Source organism: Cupriavidus sp. PET2-C1, from assembly GCF_054515855.1.
The window spans coordinates 1,225,712-1,242,734 of sequence record NZ_CM137259.1; the positions used below are offsets into that span (position 1 = coordinate 1,225,712).

Below are 17,023 nucleotides of genomic sequence, written 5' to 3' on the forward strand. Positions count from 1 at the left end.
TAGAGAACGCAGCAGGCGTAGAAGAAAAAAGAAAAGCGCGGTCAGCTGGGGATCCAGACATGGCAACGAAACCGATTTCACCTCTGCGGATCGTAGCCGTCGGGCGTGTGCGCAGCCGCGCCTGGCTACGGTTCGCGTTTGCCAGTGCGACATTGCTGCTGCTTGCCGGTTGCCACAAACCAGCGAACGAGTTGCCGCGCCCGACCACCGAAGTGACGGTCATGACCGTCGCGCAGCGCGACACGCCGGTCGACTTCGAATTCACCGCCCAGACGCAAAGCTCGCGTGAGGTAGAGATTCGCGCGCGCGTCGACGGCTTCCTGGAGAAGCGCGTCTATACCGAGGGGCAACTGGTGCATGCCGGGCAGATACTCTTCATGATGGACGCCGCGCCATTCGAAGCGGCGCTGCAGTCTGCCAAGGGCCAGCTTGCGCAGCAGGAGGCCAGGCTCACTGTGACCAAGGCCAATCTTGCCCGCGTGGTTCCGCTCGCCGCCCAGAACGCACTCAGCCAGAAGGACCTGGATAACGCGACGGGCAACGAGAAGGAGGCGGAGGCTGCCGTCATCGCCGCCAAAGGCCAGGTGCGGACCGCCGAGCTCAACCTGAGCTACACGACGATCAAGTCCCCGCTCACCGGCTTGTCGAGCTTTGCGCGGCAGCAGGACGGCAGCTACGTGACCGCGGCGGCAACGGGCCTGCTGACCTACATCTACCAGCTTGACCCCATGTGGGTGAACTTCAGCATCTCCGAGAATGAGCTGCTGTCATACCGGGGCCAGGTTGAGAAGGGCCAGCTGCGGTTTCCTGCCGACAACGATTTCGAGGTGGCGGTCGTGCTTGCCGATGGCAGCGTGTTTCCGGCTCGCGGTCATATCAACTTCACCAACCCGGCGTTCAACACGCAAACCGGCACCTTCCTGGTACGGGCGTCGTTCGCCAACCCGCAAGGCACCCTGCGTCCTGGACAGTTCGTGCGCGCGCGGGTCTCGGGAGCGGTGCGCCCGAATGCGATCCTGGTGCCGCGCCGCGCGGTATTGCAGGGATCCAAGAGCCACTTCGTCTGGACCGTCGACAAAGACGCCAAAGGCCATCAACGGGTGGTGGAAGTCGGAGAGTGGCATGGCGATGACTGGTTCATCACCGAGGGCCTGAAGCCCGGTGAGCGGATCGTCGTCGATGGCGCCATTCGCGTGGTTGCCGATACGCCGCTGAAGATAGCCCAGGCGCCAGCCAAGAGTGCCGCCGCCGCGGAGCCGCGCAGCGAAGCGCAGAGCCTCTCGCAGCGCCGGTCTGCCCCTACCGCGACGAACTGAGCGGGCAGGCCAAATGAACATCTCTCATTTCTGCATCGACCGGCCGATCTTCGCGTCGGTCATCTCGATCGTGATCACGCTTGGCGGTGCGCTGGCCATGCTCAGCCTGCCCATCGCGCAGTATCCGGACATTACGCCGCCGCAGATCACGATCTCGGCGACGTACCCTGGCGCGACTGGCGACGTGGTTGCAAACAATGTCGCCGCGCCGATCGAGCAGCAGGTCAACGGCGCGGACAACATGATCTATATGAACTCATCGAGTTCATCGACCGGCAATTTTACGCTCAATGTCTTCTTCCAGATTGGCACCAACCCGGAGCTTGCGCAGGTCGATGTGCAGAACCGCGTGAACCTGGCGCTGCCGCAACTGCCTTCGTCGGTGCAGTCGCAGGGCATTCAGGTGCAGAAGAAATCCTCGGCGTTCATGATGGTCATTGCCATCTATTCGCCCACCGATCGCTACGATTCGACCTACATCGCCAACTACGCCAACATCTATGTGCTCGATGCGCTCAAGCGTGTGCCCGGCGCGAACCAGTCCAGCATCTTCGGCAACCCCGACTACGCCATGCGCATCTGGCTCAAGCCTGACCGCATGGCGCAGCTCGGCATCACGGCCTCCGACGTGCAGAAGGCCGTTGCCAACCAGAACCAGCAGTTCGCGGTCGGCAGCATCGGCCAGTCGCCAACCGGCGCGGCGGTCGAGCAGTCCTTTGCCGTCACCACCACCGGCCGCCTGAGCGATCCGGCCGAGTTCGAGAACATCATCCTGCGCGCGGCAAACGGCGAGGCGGCGATCGTGCGCCTCAAGGACATCGGCCGTGCCGAACTCGGCCGCAAGGACTACTCGATCCGCAGCAAGTTCCAGGGCAAACCGGCAACGGTCATTGCCGTCTACCAGCAGCCGGGCGCCAACGCGCTCGACGTCTCCAGCCAGGTGCGCAAGACGCTGGCGGAGATGAAGAAATCGTTTCCCGAAGGTCTTGAGTACAGCATCGCGATGGACACGACCGAGTTCACCCGCGCATCGATCTCGGACGTCATCCACACGTTCTTCGAAGCCCTCGTGCTGGTCGTGATCGTCGTCTTTGTATTCCTGCAGAGCTTGCGCGCCACGTTGATCCCGGTGCTGGCGGTGCCGGTGTCGATCGTCGGCACCTTCATGGGCATGCTCGCGCTCGGATTCTCGATCAACATGCTGACGTTGTTCGGCATGGTGCTGGCCATCGGTATCGTGGTGGACGATGCCATCGTGGTGATCGAGAACGTCGAGCGAAACATGAACGTCCACAAGCTGAGCCCGAAGGACGCCGCCAAACGGGCCATGGACGAGGTCTCCGGCCCTGTGGTGGCGATCGTGCTGGTCATGTGCGCGGTGTTCGTGCCGGTTGCCTTCCTCGGCGGCATCACTGGACAGTTGTACAAGCAGTTCGCTATCACCATTGCGATCTCGGTGGTGTTCTCCGGGGTGGTCGCGCTTACCCTGTCGCCGGCGCTGGCGGCATTGTTGCTCAAGCCCGGGCACCATGAAAAGAAAGGCTTCTTCAAGTGGTTCGAAAATGCCTTCGGGCGGATGACCGCAGGCTATACGCGCATGGTGAAGCTGATCATCAAGCGTCTCGTGGTGGCCCTGCTGCTGTTCGCGGGCATGATCGTGCTCGCGGTATTCATGATGCGGTCGATCCCGACTTCGTTCCTGCCGCCGGAGGACCAGGGCTATCTGCTCGGCGCGGTGATCATGCCGGATGCGGCGAGCCTGGATCGCACCAGCGCCGTCTCCCAGCACGTCACCGACTACTTCATGAAGCAGCCGGCCGTTAGCAGCGTCACGGTGGTCGACGGCTTCAGCCTGCTCGACAGCCAGAACAAGAACAACGCGGGGGCGTTCTTTATCGGTTTCAAGAGTTTCGACGAGCGCTATAAATTCGCCAACATCAAGACGCAAAATGCCCGTGCCGTGCTGATCGGCGCTTACGAAAACCTCTCCCAGGTCAAGGAGGGGATCATCCTGCCGGTCAATCCGCCGTCGATCCCGGGACTCGGTACGACCGGCGGCACCGAGATGTGGATCCAGAGCAAGGGCGATGCCAGCATTGCCCAACTCGCAGGCGTGGTGAACGACTTCATGGCCAAGGCGAAGCTGCGGCCGGAGCTCGCTCGTGTCACCTCGACGTTCAATGCGGCGTCCCAGCAGTTGCTGGTCAACGTGGACCGCGACAAGGCGGAAACCCTGGGGGTGCCGATCGAGGAAGTGTATAGCGCGATGCAGACCATGTTCGGCTCGCTGTACGTGTCGCAGTTCAACCGTTCGAGCCGGCTGTGGCAGGTCATCTTGCAGGCGGAGCCTTCGTACCGGCTCAAGCCCGAGGATATCGACCAGATTTTCGTGCGCAGCAGGACCAACAGCATGGTCCCGCTCAAGGCGGTGGTGACCACCAGCTTCGTCACCGGTCCGGACCTGGTGACGCGCTTCAATAACTTCCCGGCGGTCAAGATTACCGCTAACGCCGCGCCGGGCTACAGCTCGGGACAGGTTCTCTCCACGCTGGAATCGGTGGCTGACGAGGTAATGCCGCCCGACTACGGCGTGGGGTGGAGCGGCGAAGCCTACGAGGCCAGGCAGGCGGGCAGTACTTCGGGGCTGGTGTTCGTGTTCGGCATGATCATGGTGTTCCTGATCCTTGCCGCGCAATACGAGAAGTGGAGCTTGCCGGTCGGCGTGCTGATGGCGGTGCCGTTCGCACTCTTTGGCGCGTTGCTGGCCATCTTGCTGCGCGGCCTCGAGAACGATGTTTACTTCCAGATCGGCCTGACGATGCTGGTCGCGCTGGCTGCCAAGAACGCCATCCTGATCTTCGAGTTTGCTGTGCTCAACCGCGAGTCGGGTGAGTCGGTCTACGACTCCGCCGTCACGGCGGCGGCCGAACGGCTGCGCCCGATCGTGATGACCTCGCTTGCCTTCATCCTCGGCTGCGTGCCGCTGGCCATTGCGCTTGGCGCATCCGCCAACAGCCGGCACTCAATCGGCACCGGCGTCATCGGCGGCATGCTTGGCGCGACGGCGATCGCGGTGTTCTTCATCCCGATGTTCTACTACGCGCTCGAGTCCTTGTCGGCGCGATCCGGCGGGGGCAAGAAGACGCCGGGCCCGGAGGGCGGCGCGCCGCCGTCGGGCCCCGCCGGGGTGGGCTCGGGCGGCCCGGCGGCTACGCCGTCCGCCCGGCACGAGGGTGAATGACATGCGGATTTCGGCGCTTTCGCTCATCGCCTTGCTGACGCTAGGCGGCTGCCTGCTCGGGCCCAACTACCAGCGCCCGGCCGTCGACACGCCGCCTGCCTTCCGCTTTGCCGAGGCCGAAGCCAAGGATGTCGTCAATACGACGTGGTGGGTACAGTTCCAGGATCCCGTGCTCAACGACCTGATTACGATCGCGCTGGCCGAAAACAAGGATGTGAAGATTGCAGCGGCGCGCGTGGACCAGTTCCTCGGGCAGTTCCAGAGCACACGCTCGCAGCTGTTCCCGCAGGTCTCGGCGGGCGCCAACGCACAGCGTGAGCGCGTGCCCGCCGGCGCAGCGCTATTGCCGCCCGGGGCCGGGCCGGTCATCAACCAGTACCAGGCGACACTCTCCGCATCGTGGGAGCTCGATGTCTTCGGCAAGGTGCGCCGCCAGACGGAAGCCGCGCGGGCGAGCTTGCTGGCCAGCGAGGAGGGCCGGCGCGCCACCATCCTGACGCTGGTCGCCTCCGTTGCGTCCTCGTATGTGAACCTGCTGTCGCTCGATCGGCAACTGGAGATCGCCAAGGCGACCGTTGCCAGCCGGGCAGACTCGGTGCACGTCTTTCAACTGCGCTATGCCGGCGGGGAGGTGTCGCAGATGGAACTGGCGCAGAGCCAGTCGGAGTACGAGTCCTCGCTGTCGGCCATTCCGCAGATCGAGCTCCAGATCGCGCAACAGGAGGATGCGCTGTCCATCCTGCTGGGGCAGAATCCCCAGCCGATCCTGCGCGGCCGGGGACTGGACGACCTGGCCTTGCCCATGGTGCCGGCGGGCCTGCCCTCCGAACTGCTCACCCGCCGCCCGGATCTGCGGCAGGCCGAGCAGAATTTGATCGCCGCCAACGCGCTGATTGGCGCGGCGCGCGCGCTCTACTTCCCGTCGATCTCGCTGACCGGCGTGTTCGGCACGGCGAGCGGCCAGTTCTCGTCGCTCTTCACCGGTCCGGCCCGGTTGTGGTCCTACGCCGGTGCGGTGACGGTGCCGATCTTCACCGCGGGTAACATCGGCGGGCAGGTCAGGCAGGCCGAGGCGCAGCAGCAACAGGCGCTGTTCGCCTACCAAAAGGCGATTCAAGTGGCGTTCCAGGAGGTCGAGGACGCGTTGGCGGCGCTGCAGAAGACGCGCGAAAGGCTCGTCGTGCAGGGCCGCCAGGTCGAGGCGTTGCAGACCTACGCGCGGCTTGCGCGGCTGCGCTACGAGGGCGGCTACACGAGCTACATTGAAGTGCTGGACGCCGAGCGCAGCCTCTTCAATGCGCAACTGGGCTATGCGCAGGCGCAGGGCACGGTGTTTGCCTCGAGTGTCGCGCTCTACAAGGCGATGGGTGGCGGCTGGGTGGTCGACGCGGAACGCATGACCTCGGTGGCATATGGCGGCGGCGGCGCGCCCATGCGGCAAGGGGAGTCCGTCTCCAGATCCCGCGAGCCACAGCCATGACGACCGCGCGCCTGGTCGCCTGCCACGAGTGTGACCTGCTGCAGCGCGAAGCGGCGCTGCCGGGCGGCGCCAGCGCGCGCTGCCGCCGCTGTGGCGCGGAACTCTATCGGAGCCGGCCCGAGAGCGTAGATCGCGCGCTGGCATTCACGCTTGCGGCAATAGTGCTGTTCGTCGTGGCGAATGCGTACCCGGTGGTGGGATTGTCGGTCAATGGGGACCTTGTCCAGAGCACGCTGTTCGGCGCGGTTCGGATACTGTATCGCGACGGCATGTGGCCGCTGGCCGGTCTCGTGTTCGTCACCACGCTCATGATGCCGCTGCTGAGAATGGCGGCGATGGCGTATCTGTTGCTGCCACTGCGGCTGCATCGGCTCCCGCCGCGGCCCGACGTAGCGTTTCGCGTCCTGGAGATCGCGGCGCCGTGGGGCATGACCGAGGTCCTGATCCTGGGCATGCTGGTCGCTCTCGTCAAGCTCGCCCATATCGCTACCGTGGTGCCCGGCGTCGCGCTGTGGGCGTTCGGCGGGGTGATGCTTTTGCTTGCCGCAGCGACTGCCGCGTTCGATCCTCGCGACCTGTGGGCGCGCATGGGTGCGCAATCGGCCGAGCATGGAGAAGCCGGCGGCGTGAGCACGGCGCCGGCTGCCACTGCGGCGCGGGCGGGGCTTCTGGTTTGCCACGGCTGCGGGATGTTGTCGAAGCCGGCGCCTCATGCCCACGAAGGCAACTGCCCGCGCTGCGGTGCGCACCTGCACTTTCGCAAGCCGGCCAGCATCGCACGCACCTGGGCGTTCCTGGTTGCCGCGATGATCCTGTATATCCCGGCCAATATGCTGCCCGTCATGGACACAAGCTCGCTGTTCGGCGCGCAGCAAGACACGATCCTGAGCGGCGTGGTCTATCTCTGGACCTCCGGCGCCAAGCTGTTGGCGGCCGTTGTGTTCATTGCCAGCATCGCGGTGCCGATGCTCAAGATCATCGCGCTGCTGTTTCTCGTCATCTCGGTCCAGTTCCACTCGCCGTGGCTGCTTGAGCGCAAGGCGCGCATCTATCGGCTGGTAGAGCTGGTTGGCCGCTGGTCGATGCTGGATATCTACGTCATCACCCTGCTGGTGGCACTCGTGCAGTTCAGCGCGCTGGCGACGATCAAGGCAGGCCCGGCCGCGGTGGCGTTCGGCGCGGTGGTAGTGCTGACGATGTTTGCCGCGATGTCGTTCGACCCGCGCTTGATGTGGGACGCTGCGGAGAGGACACATGGTTGATCCTCCCGAGCGAAGCGACGAGCCGGGTCCACCGGATTTTCCCGAGGCGGTCGTCAAGCCGCGCTCGCGTTGGCGCCTGCAACTGGTCTGGCTGGTGCCGCTGATTGCGGTGATGATTGGCGGCTGGCTCGCGGTGCAGGCGGTCTTGCAAAAAGGCCCGACCATTACCATCAGTTTCAAGACCGGTGAAGGGATCGAGGCGGGCAAGACCAAGATCAAGTACAAGGACGTGGATATTGGCGTGGTCAAGAGCGTCGTGCTGTCCAAGGACCACGGCGGCGTTGTTGCAAGCGCCGAACTGGTCAAGGACGCTACCTCCCTGCTGGTCGACGACACCCGCTTCTGGGTGGTGCGGCCGCGCGTCTCCGGCGGCACCGTATCCGGGCTTGGTACCCTGCTGTCCGGCTCGTTCATCGGCACGGACGTCGGCACGCAGGCCAAGGAGCGGCGCGACTTCGTCGGCCTGGAGAGCCCTCCCGCCGTCGCAAAGGACGTCCCCGGGCGGGAGTTCGTGCTCAAAAGCGAGGACATGGGCTCGCTCGATGTAGGGACTCCGGTCTTCTTCAGGCGCTTGCAGGTCGGCCAGATTACCGCTTACACTCTCGACGCGGATGGCAATGGGGTCACCCTGCGCGTTTTCATCAATGCACCCTACGACAAGTATGTGCGGGCCGATACGCGCTTCTGGCATGCCAGCGGCGTGGACGTGTCGCTCGACACGAGTGGCGTGAAGGTCAATACGCAATCGATGGTGGCGATCCTCATCGGCGGCGTTGCGTTTCAATCGCCCCAGGATTCGGCGGACGGCACGCCGGCCGAGGCCAACACGGAATTCGATCTGTTCCACGACCGCACGGAGGCGATGAAGCGCCATGACAGGTTTTCCGATACCTACGTGCTGATCTTCAAGGAGTCGGTGCGCGGGCTGACGGTCGGTGCGCCCGTCGATTTTCGCGGCATCGTGGTGGGCGAAGTGACGGCGATCTATACACGTTTCGATCCGGTCAAGAAAGAGTTCAGCATTCCGGTCGAGGTACGAATCTATCCGGAGCGCTTCACTTCCCGCTACGAGTCGGGCAGAAAGGGCGGCAGGCTGACGGACGAACCTCACAAGCTCGCGGAGTTCCTGATCGAGCATGGTCTGCGCGGCCAGTTGCGAACCGGCAACCTACTGACCGGGCAACTCTACGTCGCGTTCGATTTCTTCCCGGCGGCGCCCAAGGCCAAGGTGGACTGGGACGCGAAGCCACCTGAATTACCGACCGTTCCCGGTGGCCTGCAATCGCTGCAGGACTCGGTGACGGATCTGATTGCCAAGCTCAACAAGGTGCCGTTCGATGGCATCGGCAAGGATCTGCGCAAGACCCTGCAGGATACGGATGGATTGCTCAAGACACTCAGTACCGAGGTGGCGCCGGAGGCGCGCGCCGCCATGGTATCGGCGCGCGCGGCGCTCGACTCGGCCAACAGCGCGCTGGCGCCGGACTCCACGCTGACGCAAAGCACCGCGGAGACGATGCGCGAGCTGTCGCGTACAGCAGCCTCGCTCAGGGCGCTCGCGGACTATCTCGAGCGCCATCCTGAAGCCTTGCTTCGTGGCAAGACGGAGGACAAAAAATGAGGCTCCCCATGCGATGGATGGCCACGGCGCTTGGGTTGGCCGTGCTTGGCGGCTGCGCGAGCTCGCCTCAGCCGACCCTCTATACGCTGACGCCCGGGCGGCCGCAGGAGCGCGCGGATGCCGACGTGCCGGTGGCCATCGCAATCGGGCCGGTGGCGGTGCCGGAGATGGTCGACCGCCCGCAACTGGTGCTGCGCGTTAGCGCGACCCAGGTCAGGCTCGACGAGTTCGCGCGCTGGGCGGAGCCGCTGAAGCGGCAGATTCCGGCCGTGCTTGCTGCCGACCTGGCACAACTCTTCCCGGGTGCGCTCGTGTCCAGCTATCCGCAGTGGGTCGAGCCCGGGGCGGCATACCTGGTGTCGGTCGACGTTCAGAAGTTCGACTCCGCGCCTGGCGATGCGGCGGCGATCTCGGTCACGTGGTCGGTGCGTCCGCCAAAGCAGGGTGCGCCGGTGAGCGGGCGCAGCGACGTGCAGGAGTCCGCCGGCGCCGCGGGGTATGACGCACTCATCGACGCGCATAGCCGGGCGCTGGCGGCTGTCAGCCGCGATATCGCTGGTGCGATACGCGCGGCACGTCGGCAGTGACCCCGTGGAAACGGCTGTAGCGCAGTTTGGTACTGCCAGCCTTCAAAGGCTTTTAGGGCTTGGTCTGACGTCGTCGCGTCGCTGTATAGAGGAGGACATGAACCACCTCGTCATCGCCTTGATCGTGTTTGCCTGTGTGTTCGGCAGTTCATTGCTGGGCATGTGGGGGCGCACCATGCTGCCCGAACACCACCTTAGCGATCAGTCCGTCAGCGTTGTCAAGATGGCGACCGGCCTGATTGCCACGATGGCGGCGTTGGTGCTTGGGTTGCTGGTATCGTCGGCGAAAGGCACGTTCGACACCGTGAGCAGCGAGCTTGTGCAGAATTCCGCCAGCGTCATTCAACTCGATCGCGTGCTGGCCAAGTACGGGACGGACGCGCAGGATATTCGCGTCTTGCTCAAGCGTGTCTACGCCGAAAGGATTCAGGTGCTCGACTCCGGGGACGCGGCGCAATTGGCAAAGCTCGGCAACGCCGAGGCAGTCAGCCAGCTGGAAGATTTTCAGCGAAAGGTCGAGTCACTTGCGCCGCGCGACGACGAGCACATTCAACTGAAGGCGAAGGCCCTTCAGATTGTCGATAGCGTGTTCGCGGCGCGGTGGCTCGTGTTGCTTCAGACCAAGGCTGCGATCCCTATATCCCTGCTGGTCGTTCTGGTGCTGTGGCTCTCCATTGTGTTCGGCACGTTCGGGCTGTTCGCCGACCACAACGGGACCATCGTTGCTGCTTTGATGATGTGCGCATTATCGACATCCGGGGCCATCTTCCTGATCGAAGAGATGAGCACGCCGCTCTATGGAATGGTCAGTGTGTCGCTTGCGCCCATGCACGACGCGTTTTCCCATCTTGGTTGGTAGCGCAGGAGGCGTCCCGGACGGCGCGATGCTGACCTACTCTTTAAGGAGGACGCGCTGGCACGCGGGGCTGTCGTGTGCAACAACGCAGAGTCGGCTGCCGGGTATAACCGGAACACGGGTAACAGCTTTACGTCCCAGAAGAATCAGAACGGCGTGACAACGACGCAGACGAGCAAGGGCGGGGAGGCGAAGACCAAGAATGGCAAGGGGGTCTATGCAAGCCCGGGCGGAAAGACCTGTGTCAAGACAGCTTGCCATCAGGGATGCAATTGACGATCGGAGGTTGGCGCGAGGCTTGCCAGGCCATGTCGTCATGTTGCCGTGGCTGTGGCGGCGCTCGGCGGCGGGTGAAGGAGCGGATGTGGAATGCCGGCCTTATCGCTGATACGCACCAGTTCGGCCAGCGAGTGCGCCTCCATCTTTTTCATCACGCGGGCGCGGTGGACTTTGATGGTCTTTTCCGCCGTACCCAGCTCACAAGCCATCTGCTTGTTCAGTCGGCCTTCGACGACCAGCGTGAGCACTTCCCGCTCGCGTGGTGTGAGGCGGTCGATGCGACTGTAGATGGCTTCGATCTCGAGGCGGCTCGCGCGTGCTTGCGAGGCGCGCCCCAACGCGGCTTCGATCGCGCTTAGCAGATCGCTGTCGCTGACCGGCTTGACCAGGAAGTCCGTCGCGCCGGCTTTCATCGCGCGCACGCTAGTCGGAATATCGCCGTGTCCGGTGAGAAAGACGATCGACAGCGGCCTGCCTGTTCCATTCAGCTCCCGCTGCAACTCTAGTCCGTTCAGGTCGGGGAGTTGCACGTCGAGCACCAGGCAGGCGTTGCAGTCGTTGGCCGCGTCGTGGTCGTGGTCGAGGAACTCGCGTGCAGTGCCGAATCCCTCGGCACGATAGCCTGCGCAGCGCAGCAGGCGGATTAGCGCCCGGCGTACCGCGTCGTCGTCATCCACCACGAAGACGGTTGGTGTGTTGTTGTTGTTCATGGGGATTCCCCCGTATGAGCGGGTTCCGTTTTCGCTGCGGCCGGCAACGTGAAACAGAAGGTGGCACCTTGGTCGCTATTATTCCGCGCCCAGATGCGTCCGCCGTGCATTTCAACAATGGAGCGGCTGATCGAGAGGCCGAGGCCCAGCCCTTCGCGCTTTGAGGTGAAGAATGGCTTGAAGATCTGCTCGAGCTTGTCCGCACTCACGCCGGGTCCGCGGTCCCGCACCGCCACGCGAACCATGTCGGCGCCTTCGCGGGTGGCGTCAACCACGACCACGCGATCTCGCGCCGGGCAGGATTCGGTTGCATGGAACGCGTTCAGCAACAGATTCAGTACAACCTGCTGCACCTGCACGCTATCGCCTAGAACGGACGGCAGCCTGGGCTCGGTGTTCAGGACCACGCGGATTCCGCGCGCGATCGCATCGCTGTGCACCAGCAGCGCTACGTCGCCGAGGACGCGATCGAGACTGAGGGGCGCGGCTTCGAGTTCACCTTTCTTGACCAGTGTCCTGATCCTGCGGATCACTTCGCTCGCGCGGTGGTTGTCTTCGACGAGGTCCTGCAAGATCTCGCGCACTTCGGCAAGGTTGATCGGCTGGGTGGACATGAAGCGCTGCGCCGCCTGCACGTTGCTCAAGATGGCCGTTAGCGGCTGATTCAGCTCGTGCGCGAGCGAGCTCGCCAGTTCCCCCAGCGTGGAGACACGCGTCAGATGGGCAAGCTCCTGCCGGTTGCGCTGCAATTCGTATCGCTCGGTCCGGTCGATGACAACGGCCAACATGAGCGGCTCCTCGTCGAACGAGGCGTCATTGACCGTGATTTCCACCGGGAACTCGGTGCCATCCTTGCGGCGCGCGAACTGGTCATGCGTGCCGCCTGCCTGCCGGGAAAACCGCACGGCCCCGGTGTCCCCCTGCAATCCTGGAACGAGCGCGTCGGCGCACGCGCCGATCAGTTCATCCCGGCAGTAGCCGAAGAGCTTTTCCGCGCCAGCATTGGCCAACAGGATCCGGCCACGCGGATCTGTCATCAGAATGGCAAACGGCAACGATGCCAGCATGTGGCGCACGCTTTCATCGTGCCGCGATTCTCGCGTGGCGTGGCGGGATCCTTGCAGTGCATCGCCGCGAGCCCCCTGCGGCCCTTCCCGTGGCTCGCGGCAGACGGCGCTGCGCTGGACGCGGCCAGGGGAGAGCATTGCCAGGCGTGCGCGTATGGGGCGCCAGCCCTGACGCCAGGACTGGCGAAACCTCGGTCCCTTGCCAGGTTGAGGCTGTCCCGCCGGCGAGTCTTCCGCCTGGTAGTCCCACGTTGCATCGGCGGTGCGGGCATGCAGGAATTCAAAACGCCTGCGCGCCGGGTGCGTCGCCCCTGCACTGGTTGCTGACGCCCCGTTGGCGCGCGTGCGCCGGAGTTGCAGCAGCAGCAACAGCAACAGCAATGCGATGAGTGCTGCCTCGAGAAGGGCTGCCGTGCGAATGATGGTCATGGCGCCGTGCTCCCAGTCAGTGGTTCGCGCGGAGTCACGCGAACCCGGCGCCGTCGGCAAGCCGGCGAGCAAATGAGCAATTCAGCGTGTATGCGGTTGCGTGAGGCGGATGCGCCATTGGTACGAGGTGCACGCCACCGCATATCCGCCCTAGGCTAATCGGCGAACCCCTCTTACATGCTTCCTTGCGGTCCGGCGCCTGGGTGGGTGAAGCGTCACTGGCAGGGCAGGCGACGCTACGGTCAAGTGGCATATAGGCAAAAAAAGTGTAGGCGCTGGCGTCCCTTTTGTAAAAGGCATAAGTCGCGCCACGCGCTCGCGCCGGTCGCGTCGCTGCCGGTGCTCGAGGTGATCTCGGGCGTGCACATCCTGACCGACCTGACGCTGGGCTTGGGGACGGTCGTTCACGACTATCTCGCCGAATGAAGTGTGCGTGGGGACCTTCATCGACATGCTGGGCGAGGCAACCATTCAGGGCGCATCGAGCGTCCCCGGGCTTTTCGGGTAGGTGACTACACCCCAGCTCAGCGCCACGCCGGCCACTTCGCGCAGCGGCTGATAGGTCCGCGCATCCACCACGTAGACGGCGTTCGAGCGGCCGCAGGCGATCAGCAGCCGCGTGTCGTCAGGGGTGAAGCTGAAGTGCCAGCAGCGTTTGCCCGTGGCGATGTTGGCGATGTTCTCATCGCTGTCGGCATCGAAGACCTGGATGGTGTCCGCCCGCGACGCGGCCACGAACAGGCGTTTGCCAGCGCGGTCGAAGGCGGCCCCGTAGGGCCCGCTGCGCGTCGGCACCGTGCGCAGGACGTGGTAGTCGGCCGCATCGAGCACCAGGAACGCGTTGGCCGACTCCAGCGTGACGATATAGCGCTGTCCGTCGGGGCTCACCTTGATGCCGCGCGGCCGCGATCCGGGAGGCGTCTTGATCAGGTTGAGGCGGTGGCCGCTGGCGCGCTCGTAGACCGAGACCGTATCGTCGCCCTCGTTGGTGACCAGCAGCAGGCGCGCGTCCGGCGAGAATTCGATGCCTTCGGTCTCCAGGCCGCTGGGGATTGCGCGCGTGACGCGCCAGTCCTTGAGGTCGATCACGGCGATCTGCGCCGGGACCGGTGCGTCGTCGCCAGCCTTGCCCGGCTCGCTGGGCTCATAGGTGACGAAAGCCTGCCCGCCGGATACGCGCACGAATTCCGGGTTCTTGCCGATCGGGATGCGCTTGACCAGTTGGCCATCGCGTGTGCCGATGACGGTGAGGTCGCCGGTTCCCTTGTTGGCGGCCAGCAGGTATCGTCCATCGGCACTGATGGCGATGCCGCGCGGGCCCTTGCCGCCGGTGTCGAGGGTGCTAGTGATTTCGAGGCGGTCGAGGTCGATCACCGCAATGCCGCCACGCTCGCTCGACACATAGGCCACGGCGGCCTGAGCGCCTCGCGGCGCCGAGCCTGGCGCGCAAGCGGCGCAGGCCAGCGCGGCGCACAGCGCCAGCATGGTCCGGCCTGGCTGGCCTGGCTGGCCACCTCCGTGTCTTGTCGCCATGCACGCCTCCCGCTTGCGTTGCTTGTGGTTGCTCGTGGTTGCTTGTGGTTGTTCCCGGCGCGATTCGATCCGGCTGCCTTTCATTCTTGGTGACGGCGCGGCAACTGCCAAGGGTTTCCTGCGCGCCCGCCGCCACTAGCGCCCGCTCCATTCATAGCGCACGCCCACCAGGAAGAGCCGCGGCGCGCCCGGTGCGGCGAAGCGCTCGATCGGCACCGCCGCGCCGGGCTGCAGCAGCGTGCCGCCGGGAAACACGTTGAGGCCCGCCTGCCCATAGGTTTCATAACGGCGGTCGAACACATTGTCGACGCGCGCGTAGAGCTGCCAGCGCGCATCGACCTGCCAGCTTGCCCGCAGGTTGAACAGCACGAAGCCGGCGGTGCGCGCCAGGCGCGGATCCTGCGCGCTCAGCGCGCCGTCTTCATTGCCGGCCACCGGGCGCGACGATGATACGACCATGGCGCCGCCGAGCGTGACCGACTCGGTTGCGCGCCAGTCACCGCTGAGCTTGAAGCTATGCAGCGGCACGCCGGCCATGCGCGTGCCGGGGCGCACGTTGACGGGCGCCGCGAACGGCGTCTGGATCTGGCCGTCCGCCTGGTAGGTGGATTGCAGGTAACTGTAGCTGGCGCGCAGCATCAGCGGGCCCAGCCGCTGGCGCAGCCCTAGCTCCAGCCCCTGGCTGCGGGTCTTGGGGAAGTTGGTGAAGTAGCCGAGCGGGCTGACCGGCGAGCGCTGGAACAGGATGTCATCGCGGTTGTCGCTGCGGTACAGCGCGAGCGTGAGGTCAGTGGCGTCCCCAGCCTTCCAGCGCCCGCCGAACTCCACCGTGCGCGATACCACCTGGCGCAGGTACGGATCCGCCTGCAGCCCGGTGGGCAGCTGGCAGGCGTTGGCCGGATCCGCGCAACCCAGCTCGATGGCGGTCGGCATGCGCGTGCCTTGCGAGGCTGAGGCAAAGACCGTGAGGCCGCTGCGCAACTGGTGCGAGAGCCCAAGCGAAGGATTGAGCTTCGAGAACGTGAAGCGTTCGTCGGACGCGTTCGGCAAGGTCAGCACCGTGTGCGTGCTCGCGGTGTTCCAGCGCGCGCTCGCGGTGAGGTAGCTGTGCGGCAGCAGCTTGACGGTATCGGAGGCATACAGGCTGACCGTGCTGGTGCGTCCGTCGAGCGAGGCGTTGGTGCTGGGCGTGGCGCCGGGGGCCGCTATTGCCACGCGATCATCGCTGAAGCTGGCGGGCTGCGTGTCCTGGCGATACGACGCGCGGCTCAGCGCAAAGGCGGCGCCCAGTACCGCGTTGTGGACGTCGCCCGTATGGGACCACTGCCCCGACAGCCCGTAGTCATGCGTGTTGATGGTCGAGGTATTGCGCACCGCGCTGGCCGGCGCGGCGCCCGGCTCGCAACCCGCATTGCCGGCATTGCCGGCAATGCGCTGGCAGCCAAGCAAGGTCTCTAGGTAATCGTCGCTGACATCGCCGGTGCTGGCCTTGGCGTGCCCCAGGCGAGCATAAGCCGTCAGCGCGACCTGGTCCTCGGCGTTGAGCTGGTGCGTGCCGTTGAGCGTGACCTGCAGCGAGCGCGTGCGGGTGAGGTCGGGCGCGGTGTAGATGGCATTGCGCTGGCCGCCATAGATGCTGTCGGGCAGCAGGCCATTGCCGGACAGGCTGCTGCTGCTGCCCAGCACGCTCACGCTCCATTGCGTATCGGTGGTCGAGCGGCCGACCTTGGCGAAGAGGTTGCCCAGGCTGTTGCCGGACAGCTGGCGCCAGCCGTCCTCGCGAAAGCCCGTACCCGCCACGAAGGCGTGCCAGCCATCGCCAAGCCTCTTTCCCGCGCTCACGTCGAGCCGCGCGCGGCCGTGGCTGCCGAGGCTCAGGTCGGCCTCCACGCCGGGATGCGTCTCGCCGGACTTGGTGGCCAGCGCCAGCGCGCCGCCAAGCGCGTTGAGGCCATAGAGCGGATTGCTGCCGGGCACCAGCGTGATGGTGCTGATGGCAGCCTCGGGAATCGTCGTCCAGTCGACCACATCGCCCAGCGCGCCATTTTGGCGTACGCCGTCCAGGTAGAGCGCGATGCCCTGCGCCGCGCCCAGGGTGGAGGACAGGCGGTAGCCGCGATAGAGAATGTCCTTCTGGAACGGGTTGCCCTGCACGTCGTTGATCACCACGCTGTCCATGGTCTCGCCGAGGAACGAGGACAGGTTGCCGGACTTGGCGCGCTCCATGTCGGCGTCCGTCGCGGTTTGCACATTGCCGGGAAACGCCTCGCGCGGGATGGAGAACGACGGCAGCGGCGCGGGCGCGACCACGGTGACCTCGCGCAGGTTGTGGACCTCGTCGCCAGGCGCGGCCTGCGGCGCCTGGGCGGCCACGCCCGCCGGTGCGCCCGCGGCCAGCACCGCCAGGGCCACCCGCGCCGCCCGCGCCACCTGTGCGCATGCGGCTGCCCTGCGCTGCTCGGCGGGCGCGAGCCTTGAGCGGCGCGGACAGGGGAGGGCGGGGGCCATTACCGTCTCCGTGGGGACAAGGACGCAAGGGCGGAGGATCGCGGGTGATGCAAGTGCTACTTACTGTAGTGCACAGGGTGGCAAGCGCCAAATCGATCACGCGGCGGCAGGGAGGCGGCGGCGCGCGCTGCATT

General features: G+C 65.3%; 11 protein-coding genes and 1 pseudogene. 8 read left to right on the forward strand and 4 right to left on the reverse strand.

Annotated elements, in window-relative coordinates; translation table 11 throughout:
• The first annotated feature begins 59 nt into the window (after window positions 1–59).
• The 7 genes from ACX12D_RS05590 to ACX12D_RS05620 all read left to right on the forward strand — a co-directional run bounded on the left by ACX12D_RS05590 (window position 60) and on the right by ACX12D_RS05620 (window position 10,366).
• The gene (locus ACX12D_RS05590; protein ID WP_459373224.1) at window positions 60–1,316 is read left to right on the forward strand and encodes an efflux RND transporter periplasmic adaptor subunit; all 1,257 of its coding nucleotides are present in this window, start codon (window positions 60–62) and stop codon (window positions 1,314–1,316) included.
• A gap of 13 nt (window positions 1,317–1,329) precedes the next feature.
• Window positions 1,330–4,557, forward strand: coding sequence for an efflux RND transporter permease subunit (locus ACX12D_RS05595; RefSeq protein ID WP_459373225.1), 3,228 nt, complete (start codon window positions 1,330–1,332; stop codon window positions 4,555–4,557).
• Between the two features lies 1 nt (window position 4,558).
• Window positions 4,559–6,037 (forward strand): efflux transporter outer membrane subunit, encoded by a 1,479-nt coding sequence (locus tag ACX12D_RS05600; RefSeq protein WP_459373226.1) that lies wholly within the window; start codon window positions 4,559–4,561, stop codon window positions 6,035–6,037.
• Window positions 6,034–7,299, forward strand: a complete 1,266-nt coding sequence (locus ACX12D_RS05605) for a paraquat-inducible protein A (protein ID WP_459373227.1) — start codon at window positions 6,034–6,036, stop codon at window positions 7,297–7,299. Before ACX12D_RS05600 ends, ACX12D_RS05605 begins: the two co-directional genes overlap by 4 nt.
• On the forward strand, window positions 7,292–8,920 hold the full coding sequence (locus tag ACX12D_RS05610) for a PqiB family protein (protein WP_459373228.1): 1,629 nt from the start codon (window positions 7,292–7,294) through the stop codon (window positions 8,918–8,920). The genes ACX12D_RS05605 and ACX12D_RS05610 overlap by 8 nt, the downstream gene beginning before the upstream one ends.
• Window positions 8,917–9,507 carry a PqiC family protein gene (locus ACX12D_RS05615; protein ID WP_459373230.1) on the forward strand — a complete coding sequence of 197 codons (591 nt, stop codon included), beginning with the start codon at window positions 8,917–8,919 and terminating at the stop codon, window positions 9,505–9,507. Before ACX12D_RS05610 ends, ACX12D_RS05615 begins: the two co-directional genes overlap by 4 nt.
• Window positions 9,508–9,604: 97 nt before the next feature.
• Complete coding sequence (locus tag ACX12D_RS05620; protein WP_459373231.1) at window positions 9,605–10,366, forward strand: bestrophin-like domain; 762 nt, start codon at window positions 9,605–9,607, stop codon at window positions 10,364–10,366.
• A gap of 311 nt (window positions 10,367–10,677) precedes the next feature.
• Here the strand turns inward: ACX12D_RS05620 and ACX12D_RS05625 are convergent, their stop codons facing one another.
• Window positions 10,678–11,352: a response regulator transcription factor gene (locus ACX12D_RS05625; protein WP_459373232.1), complete on the reverse strand. Its 675-nt coding sequence runs from the start codon at window positions 11,350–11,352 to the stop codon at window positions 10,678–10,680.
• Complete coding sequence (locus tag ACX12D_RS05630) at window positions 11,349–12,848, reverse strand: two-component system sensor histidine kinase NtrB (protein ID WP_459373233.1); 1,500 nt, start codon at window positions 12,846–12,848, stop codon at window positions 11,349–11,351. The genes ACX12D_RS05625 and ACX12D_RS05630 overlap by 4 nt, the downstream gene beginning before the upstream one ends.
• Before the next feature lie 309 nt (window positions 12,849–13,157).
• Between ACX12D_RS05630 and ACX12D_RS05635 the strand changes: the two are divergent.
• Window positions 13,158–13,274 (forward strand): annotated as a pseudogene (locus tag ACX12D_RS05635) (acetoacetate decarboxylase family protein); the annotation flags it as partial.
• Between the two features lie 45 nt (window positions 13,275–13,319).
• On the opposite strand, the gene ACX12D_RS05640 reads toward ACX12D_RS05635, so the two are convergent.
• Together ACX12D_RS05640 and ACX12D_RS05645 are read right to left on the reverse strand one after the other, a co-directional pair.
• Window positions 13,320–14,381 carry a beta-propeller fold lactonase family protein gene (locus tag ACX12D_RS05640; RefSeq protein WP_459373234.1) on the reverse strand — a complete coding sequence of 354 codons (1,062 nt, stop codon included), beginning with the start codon at window positions 14,379–14,381 and terminating at the stop codon, window positions 13,320–13,322.
• 135 nt (window positions 14,382–14,516) lie between these two features.
• Window positions 14,517–16,889: a TonB-dependent receptor gene (locus ACX12D_RS05645; RefSeq protein ID WP_459373235.1), complete on the reverse strand. Its 2,373-nt coding sequence runs from the start codon at window positions 16,887–16,889 to the stop codon at window positions 14,517–14,519.
• Between the last annotated feature and the right edge of the window lie 134 nt (window positions 16,890–17,023).

Excerpts from the sequence above, each read along its gene's own strand:
- ACX12D_RS05640 (WP_459373234.1), bottom strand. The coding sequence starts at position 14,381 with ATGGCGACAAGACACGGAGGTGGCCAGCCAGGCCAGCCAGGCCGGACC.
- ACX12D_RS05610 (WP_459373228.1), top strand. The coding sequence starts at position 7,292 with ATGGTTGATCCTCCCGAGCGAAGCGACGAGCCGGGTCCACCGGATTTT.
- ACX12D_RS05630 (WP_459373233.1), bottom strand. The coding sequence starts at position 12,848 with ATGACCATCATTCGCACGGCAGCCCTTCTCGAGGCAGCACTCATCGCA.
- ACX12D_RS05605 (WP_459373227.1), top strand. The coding sequence starts at position 6,034 with ATGACGACCGCGCGCCTGGTCGCCTGCCACGAGTGTGACCTGCTGCAG.
- ACX12D_RS05625 (WP_459373232.1), bottom strand. The coding sequence starts at position 11,352 with ATGAACAACAACAACACACCAACCGTCTTCGTGGTGGATGACGACGAC.
- ACX12D_RS05600 (WP_459373226.1), top strand. The coding sequence starts at position 4,559 with ATGCGGATTTCGGCGCTTTCGCTCATCGCCTTGCTGACGCTAGGCGGC.
- ACX12D_RS05595 (WP_459373225.1), top strand. The coding sequence starts at position 1,330 with ATGAACATCTCTCATTTCTGCATCGACCGGCCGATCTTCGCGTCGGTC.
- ACX12D_RS05620 (WP_459373231.1), top strand. The coding sequence starts at position 9,605 with ATGAACCACCTCGTCATCGCCTTGATCGTGTTTGCCTGTGTGTTCGGC.
- ACX12D_RS05645 (WP_459373235.1), bottom strand. The coding sequence starts at position 16,889 with ATGGCCCCCGCCCTCCCCTGTCCGCGCCGCTCAAGGCTCGCGCCCGCC.
- ACX12D_RS05615 (WP_459373230.1), top strand. The coding sequence starts at position 8,917 with ATGAGGCTCCCCATGCGATGGATGGCCACGGCGCTTGGGTTGGCCGTG.
- ACX12D_RS05590 (WP_459373224.1), top strand. The coding sequence starts at position 60 with ATGGCAACGAAACCGATTTCACCTCTGCGGATCGTAGCCGTCGGGCGT.